At 36.0% G+C, this 6,784-nt stretch carries 8 protein-coding genes; 3 read left to right on the forward strand and 5 right to left on the reverse strand.

The features are described from left to right. The first annotated feature begins 74 nt into the window (after positions 1–74). Complete coding sequence (locus ACIPNH_RS05790) at positions 75–251, forward strand: hypothetical protein (protein ID WP_400772192.1); 177 nt, start codon at positions 75–77, stop codon at positions 249–251. A 94-nt stretch (positions 252–345) separates the two neighbouring features. Continuing rightward, on the forward strand, positions 346–1,092 hold the full coding sequence (lepB, locus tag ACIPNH_RS05795; RefSeq protein WP_400772199.1) for a signal peptidase I: 747 nt from the start codon (positions 346–348) through the stop codon (positions 1,090–1,092). 7 nt (positions 1,093–1,099) lie between these two features. On the opposite strand, the gene ACIPNH_RS05800 is transcribed toward lepB, so the two are convergent. From ACIPNH_RS05800 to iscU, 4 genes are read right to left on the reverse strand one after another with little or no spacing between them, the layout of a single operon-like run. Next, positions 1,100–2,971: an Hsp70 family protein gene (locus tag ACIPNH_RS05800; RefSeq protein WP_400772194.1), complete on the reverse strand. Its 1,872-nt coding sequence runs from the start codon at positions 2,969–2,971 to the stop codon at positions 1,100–1,102. Continuing rightward, the gene (locus ACIPNH_RS05805) at positions 2,949–3,407 is read right to left on the reverse strand and encodes an iron-sulfur cluster co-chaperone HscB C-terminal domain-containing protein (RefSeq protein ID WP_265024473.1); all 459 of its coding nucleotides are present in this window, start codon (positions 3,405–3,407) and stop codon (positions 2,949–2,951) included. Before ACIPNH_RS05805 ends, ACIPNH_RS05800 begins: the two co-directional genes overlap by 23 nt. Continuing rightward, positions 3,400–3,813 (reverse strand): HesB/IscA family protein, encoded by a 414-nt coding sequence (locus ACIPNH_RS05810; RefSeq protein ID WP_182309603.1) that lies wholly within the window; start codon positions 3,811–3,813, stop codon positions 3,400–3,402. The genes ACIPNH_RS05805 and ACIPNH_RS05810 overlap by 8 nt, the downstream gene beginning before the upstream one ends. A 5-nt stretch (positions 3,814–3,818) precedes the next feature. Then, on the reverse strand, positions 3,819–4,202 hold the full coding sequence (gene iscU, locus ACIPNH_RS05815; RefSeq protein ID WP_400772196.1) for a Fe-S cluster assembly scaffold IscU: 384 nt from the start codon (positions 4,200–4,202) through the stop codon (positions 3,819–3,821). A 180-nt stretch (positions 4,203–4,382) separates the two neighbouring features. On the opposite strand from iscU, the gene ftsY reads away from it, so the two are divergent. After that, a complete protein-coding gene (gene ftsY / locus ACIPNH_RS05820) occupies positions 4,383–5,294 on the forward strand; it encodes a signal recognition particle-docking protein FtsY (protein WP_155969582.1) in 912 nt (303 codons plus the stop codon). Here ftsY and radA read toward each other — a convergent pair. Next, positions 5,281–6,624, reverse strand: coding sequence for a DNA repair protein RadA (radA, locus tag ACIPNH_RS05825; protein ID WP_264723993.1), 1,344 nt, complete (start codon positions 6,622–6,624; stop codon positions 5,281–5,283). The genes ftsY and radA overlap by 14 nt on opposite strands. Between the last annotated feature and the right edge of the window lie 160 nt (positions 6,625–6,784).

The raw sequence follows: 6,784 nt of genomic DNA on the forward strand, positions 1-6,784 counted from the left end.
GATTTTCAATAGGTTGCTTATAATCCTAACTATAGTTAGCCTTTCATAAGTAGCGATGCAACAAAGCCATTCCAGTGTCAGCTACTTTCATAACACCATATTACCTTAACAAAAGCAAATGTTCGTACAGATGTGCATCAGCTACTTTCATCTGCCACCTGCAAATTGCAATGTTCGTACAGTTACGTGTCAGCTACTTGGATGACACCGTTGAAAGAAATGAACCGCCTTTTCAAAATTGTTTTGAATAGAGGAATAACATTCACAAGTAAAATTTCATATTACCATTTTTTAATTTATGTATTATAATAAGCTTAATCTATAAGAAAAACAAAGTTGGAAAAGTTGGAAGAACTAAGCAAAAACTGGGTGATAAGAACGGGAAGATTTTTATCTTCATTGTTTTTTTTACTGTTGATTGCGCTGTCAATACGTAGTTTTTTATTCGAGCCATTTCATATACCTTCTGGTTCAATGAAAAGCACCCTACTTGAAGGGGATTACATTTTTACTAGTAAATATTCATACGGTTACAGTAAACACTCATTTCCATTTTCTCCAAACATTTTTAGCGGCAGGATTTTTTATACCGCTCCAAAGCGTGGCGACATAGTAGTTTTCAAACCCACAAGAAATGACAGCATCAGGTTTGTTAAGCGAGTAATAGGAACACCAGGTGACAAAGTGCAAATGATAGAGGGAGAATTATACCTAAATGATCAGAAAGTAGAGCGAAGGCAAATTGAAAGTTTTTTTGATTATGAGTCAAATCGTAACATACCAAGATATATAGAAACGCTTTTAAGTGGCAAGGAACATGAGATTTTGGTAGATGACATTTCTAATAAGCTATCATATAACACTCCGGTTTATTATGTACCTAACGATCAATTTTTCGTTATGGGAGACAATAGAAATAATTCTTTAGATAGCAGGTTTCCTGAAGTTGGTTTTGTACCAATGGAAAATATCATTGGGCGTGTAAGCATAGTTGGTTTATCATTTAAATTAGAAAAGGTCGATTGGTTACCATTTAATTTCAGGTTACCTGTTGCTTTGAGATTAAATAGGGTATTGCACAAGGTTGTGTAAGCTTTTTCTACCTATTTGTTAATTCACACAACTCTAAAGAAGAATTTTCTAACTCGGCGATAGTGTTGTTAATTTCATTCAAGTCATTGCCTTGTAAAGCTTTTTTTGCATTTTGTAATAGGTTTTTCAACTTTTGATCAGTGGAAAAGTTATTATTGTTTTCAACCAAGTGTATGAGTTTATTTCCATTAATTTTAGCGCCTGCAAGGGAACGAGCCTTCATATCTTCATCAAAGCTGTTTATTGACTGGTTAACCATATTTTGAATATCGGCTTCACTTAAGCCAAAACTTGAATTTACTTCAACTGTCTGCTCGATTCTGGTGGTTTTTTCTCTTGCAGTAACAGTCAATATTCCGTCAACGTTAACTGTAAATTCTATTTCAACTCTTGCAGAACCTGCAGGCAGTAGCGGTATACCTTTCAGTTCAAACTGCGCTAGAGATTTGTTATCCTCTATCATTTCACGTTCTCCCTGACAAACGTGAATTTTCATTGCTGTTTGCCCATCAACATAAGTTGTAAACTCTTTTATCTCTGAAACTGGTAGTGGCGTATTTCTTGGTATGATTTTTTCAACTATACCTCCCATAGTTTCTATGCCAAGTGATAAAGGTAGAACATCCAGGAGAATATTCCTATCTTTTGAGCTCGAAGTTAAATCATGAGCCTGCAGAGCTGCCCCAATGGCAACTGCTTTATCTGGATCCACGTCATTTAGTACTTTATTTCCAAAGAGTTTGACTAGTGAATTTTGAACCAATGGTGTTCTAGTTGCACCACCAACTAAAATTACTCCTTTTATATCATCAATTTTAAGATCTATATCGCTTATAGTACGAGTGACTATATTGATAGTCTTATTGACCAAAGAACTGATTGCCTGCTCGAATTCTTCTCTAGTAATTTCGCATTTAAATAATTCGCCGTTAATGTTGAATTTAAAAGTGCCTACAGTATTTTTGCTCAGATATTCCTTCACAGTACGTAATTCAACGAATGATAATAGCCCTGTCATGTAAGTAGCTGACACTGGAATCCAGTTCTTATTATATAACTTTCTGGTGTGTTCATTTGTAATCAAACTTTCTGGATCCCAGTGTCGGAGCACTGGGATGACACTAGAGCATTCTTTGTTTAAACCTACTTTTTCTCTATACTTATTGAGCACAATTAAGCTTAGCAAATGATCAAAATCATCACCGCCGAGTTTGGTGTCACCACCAACCGCAAGGACTTGAAACACTCCTTGGTGCAATTTCAATATCGAAATATCGAACGTTCCGCCACCAAGGTCATACACTGCATATATTCCACTGCTATTGTTCTTTTCAATGGAGTAAGAAAGCGCTGCAGCGGTTGGCTCGTTAACGAGGCGAAGAACTTCTATTCCAGCTAATTTTGCCGCATATTTAGTTGCGTTACGTGCTGAATCGTCAAAGTAAGCTGGCACAGTAATCACTGCTTTTTTTACTTCCAGTCTCTTAGACTTTTTTACCCTCTCACATAAAGCTTTTAATATCTCAGCAGAAATCTCAATAGGAGTAAGATACTTTTCCTCTGCGCATTTTATTCTAATAACTTTTTCGCTTTCATGATCTATTTCAAAATTGACGCCTTCTTTATTTAATTCTTCAACACTTTTACCCATTAAACGCTTTATTGAGTAGATTGCATTTTGACCGACATCGTAGCCAGTTTTCAATGTATTATTTTCATATGAAAGAGCAGAAGGCAGCAGTTCTCTTCCTTGTTTATCTTTAAATATCTCCACGTTGCCAGCTTTATTCACCATAGCAATCAAAGAATTGGTGGTGCCAAGGTCTATACCAAAAACTACTTCACTTGAATTTGGTTCAGAAATTTGAATTGGTTGCATTCTTTTTCACCTCCTCAAATGACTTATATAAATATTTCAATCTTAAGACTTGTGTAGCAGCTCCATCAAAATTCTTTACAGCAAAAGTGTTAATTAGGTTTTTAACGCAATCTTTTATTTTTTCATCAATTATCCTGCTTGCAAATTGTAGATCATCGCAGTCTAGTAAGTACTCTCTTATTTCCATTGATTCATTTAATATTTCAGAATTTGGATGATCCTTTGGGCTTCCCACACCAAAAAGATTCAACAAATGCTCAGCACGTTCTAGTGGTGACTTTAGCACTTGATAAGCTTTGTTGATATTTTCCATGTTTTTGGACTGTCTTTCATTTATATCAGTCTTGCTTAGCTCAATATATTTTTTCTCTAACTCATCAAAGCTGATATTGAAAGCTGGTTCAATTTCAAACAATGCAAAATAGTTGCTAGACATGAAAACTCTCTCCACAACCACATTTTCCTTTCTCATTAGGATTTTTGAAAACAAAACCCGATGAAAATTTTTCTTCTACATAATCCATTTCAGAGCCAAGAATAAACATGACGGATTTTGGGTCGATCAACACTTTAACTTTTTGGCCATCACTACAGTTTTCTTCAATTACCGACTCTAAAGGACGAGTATCATATGCATATTCAATATCATATTTTAAACCAGAACATCCTTTTTGCTTAATTAGCACTCTTATTCCTATTGCTTCTTCCGGTTTCTCAAGGTTAGTATGCTTCTTTTGGTCCAATAAATACCTTATCCTTTCTACTGCTTCCGCAGTTATAGTGATAAGTTTTTTATTCTTTTTTACAGTTTCACCTCCGCCTACTTCTTGATATTCACTCATGCTTCTTAATTCTTTTGCTTACTTTGATAATCATGAATAGCAGCCTTTATAGCATCTTCAGCAAGTACCGAACAGTGTATCTTCACTGGAGGTAAAGACAACTCTTCCACTATTTGAGTATTCTTTATCTGTGTAACGTCACTGATGGTTCTTCCCTTTATCATCTCTGTTAACAAGGAACTTGAAGCAATGGCAGAACCGCAGCCAAAAGTTTTAAATTTTGAATCTTCAATAACACCTTTGTCATTGACCTTTATCTGCAATTTCATTACATCACCGCACGATGGTGCACCAACTAGACCAGTGCCAACACTTGGATCATTTTTATCCAGAGAGCCAACATTCCTTGGATTTTCGTAATGATCTAAAATTTTCTCATTATAACTCATAAAATTACCTGTGAACCGCTATTCTACATTATAACATATTTAGGTTAAAAACTAAAGTAAAATACACTAGCAAACGGTATATTTTACTCACAGAATAACACAAAAGTGAGTGTATTTAACTTTACAAATACACTCAGTGCATGTCATTCTTTATATTGTAATTTTAAAAGGAGCATTCCCTTGAGTTTATTTGGTAATCTTTATAAAGGCCTGTTAAAAACTTCTTCTCGCTTTAGCGACGGAGTGAAAAGTATTTTCTCTGGCAAAAAAAAATTAGACCAGTCGCTTTTAGACGAGCTAGAAGAATTGCTAATTAGCATGGACATTGGTCATAAAACTTCTAAGTTGATTATCGATAGGCTCACAAGCATCAAGTTTGACAAGGAAGTTGAACATAATATTATCTCGCAGCAGTTAATGAACGAAATAGAAGCTATATTGAGCCCAGTTGTACAGCCGTTAATTTTAAATAAAAAACCACATATAATAATGGTATGCGGAGTAAACGGTAACGGTAAAACCACAACTATAGGTAAGCTTGCATATAAATATAAGGAAATGGGAAAATCCGTTATGCTTGTTGCATGCGATACATTTAGAGCGGCTGCTAGTGAGCAATTAAACATTTGGGCAGAACGTTCTGATTGCTTAATTGTTACTGGAGAGTACGGTAGCGACTCTGCAAGTGTGGCATACAGAGCTGTAAGTCAAGCTATAAAAGACAACGTTGATGTTGTTCTAATTGACACAGCAGGAAGGCTGCAAAATAATGTGAACCTTATGGAGGAGTTATCAAAAATATATAGAACGATAAAGAAATTGGATGACACTGCCCCTCATGATGTTATTTTAGTTCTTGATGCAACTACCGGCCAAAATGCTTATAGCCAATTAGAAGCATTTAGCAAAATGGTTAATGTTACCGGGCTAATCGTAACAAAGCTAGATGGCACTGCTAAGGGTGGAGTGGTAATTGGACTTGCAGAAGCTTATAAGATAAAGTTACATGCTATAGGAATTGGCGAAAATATAGAGGACTTAAGGGAGTTTACTAGCAAAGAATTTGCTGAAGCGTTATTTAATTGTAATTAAAAATTTCTCTTAATTCCCTTACGTGACCAAGCTTAATTATCTCAATATCGTGAGAAGAGTAATTACCATTTTTAGGCATAATTGCTTTTTTGAATCCTAACTTTTGTGCTTCTTTTAGTCTGAGATCAGCATGCGAGACATTCCTAATTTCTCCTGAAAGTGCAACTTCACCGCAGATTATTGAAGAAGTTGGCAGCGGTAAATTTACTACACTTGAAATAAGGGAAGCAGCAACAGCAAGATCAGCCGATGGTTCCTGTATTTTGAGTCCCCCTGCAATGTTTAGGTATACCTCTTTATCATGCAAAAACATTTTGCAACGAGCATTTAGCACTGCGATGATCATAGCCAATCTATTAATATCCCACCCAACTACTGCCCTTCTTGGGGTTGCCATATTAGTTCCTGCTATTAATGCTTGCACTTCCATTAAAATTGGTCTTGAACCTTCAATTCCTGCAAATACGGCGCTGCCAACTACTTCTCTGTCATGGGCCATCAGAAACAATGATGATGGGTTATCAACAGGCACAAGTCCTGCTTCAGACATCTCAAAAACACCAATTTCATTTGCAGGGCCAAATCTATTCTTAATAGTACGCAAAATGCGGTATTGATTGCTATTTTCACCTTCAAAATATAATACCGTATCCACCATATGCTCCAAAGTTTTAGGTCCAGCTATTTGTCCATCCTTAGTTATATGGCCAACTATTAAGAGGGAAATACCATATTGTTTCGCAAGAATGGTTAATTCATGTGCGCAAGTGCGGACCTGAGTTACAGTTCCTGGTGCTGATGTAATTCTGCTATCATACATTGTTTGTATAGAGTCAATTACTAAGAATTTAATACTTTTATTTTCCTTTATTGTTGCTACTACATCAGTTAAAGACACTGTAGATAAAAGCTTAATTTTAGGTTCATTTATCTTAAGACGCTTTGCTCTGAGACTCACTTGCTCTAAAGATTCCTCGCCAGATACATAAAGACATTCAAAAGAGGAAAGTTGCACAACATTAGCTGCAATTCTAAGCAAAAGGGTGGATTTCCCAATTCCAGGTTCGCCACCAATTAAAATGCTAGCACCTTGAACGATACCCCCACCAAAAACTCTATCTAATTCTTCTATTCCTGTTAAAAAACGACTTGGAGTGATAATTTCGCTACCCGATAACGTCTTTATTAAAATTGGTGCAGATATACTTCTTTTGCTCGTTTTTACTGCTATTTCCTCAACAACTGTATCCCAATTGTCACATGCAATACACTTCCCTACCCACCTGCCAGTGCTATGACCACAGGATTGACATACATATACAGTTTTCATCAAAGCCAAAATTATTTTGTTGTAATTGTAATAAAAATTAGCTGAATATGCGAAGTAAATCTATAGCTAACCCAAGAAAGGGTTCCCTATGTCATACCGCGATTCATTCGCGGTATCTCAAAGCATAGATCCCGCTAACACGTAGCGGGATGACGAGGTC

Source organism: Wolbachia endosymbiont of Drosophila barbarae (assembly GCF_044752445.1).
Classification (GTDB): domain Bacteria; phylum Pseudomonadota; class Alphaproteobacteria; order Rickettsiales; family Anaplasmataceae; genus Wolbachia; species Wolbachia pipientis.

What these genes read in the sequence shown, in the direction of transcription:
- iscU (WP_400772196.1), bottom strand. Translation starts at nt 4,202, where the DNA reads ATGAGTTATAATGAGAAAATTTTAGATCATTACGAAAATCCAAGGAAT.
- ACIPNH_RS05800 (WP_400772194.1), bottom strand. Translation starts at nt 2,971, where the DNA reads ATGCAACCAATTCAAATTTCTGAACCAAATTCAAGTGAAGTAGTTTTT.
- radA (WP_264723993.1), bottom strand. Translation starts at nt 6,624, where the DNA reads ATGAAAACTGTATATGTATGTCAATCCTGTGGTCATAGCACTGGCAGG.
- ACIPNH_RS05805 (WP_265024473.1), bottom strand. Translation starts at nt 3,407, where the DNA reads ATGTCTAGCAACTATTTTGCATTGTTTGAAATTGAACCAGCTTTCAAT.
- ACIPNH_RS05810 (WP_182309603.1), bottom strand. Translation starts at nt 3,813, where the DNA reads ATGAGTGAATATCAAGAAGTAGGCGGAGGTGAAACTGTAAAAAAGAAT.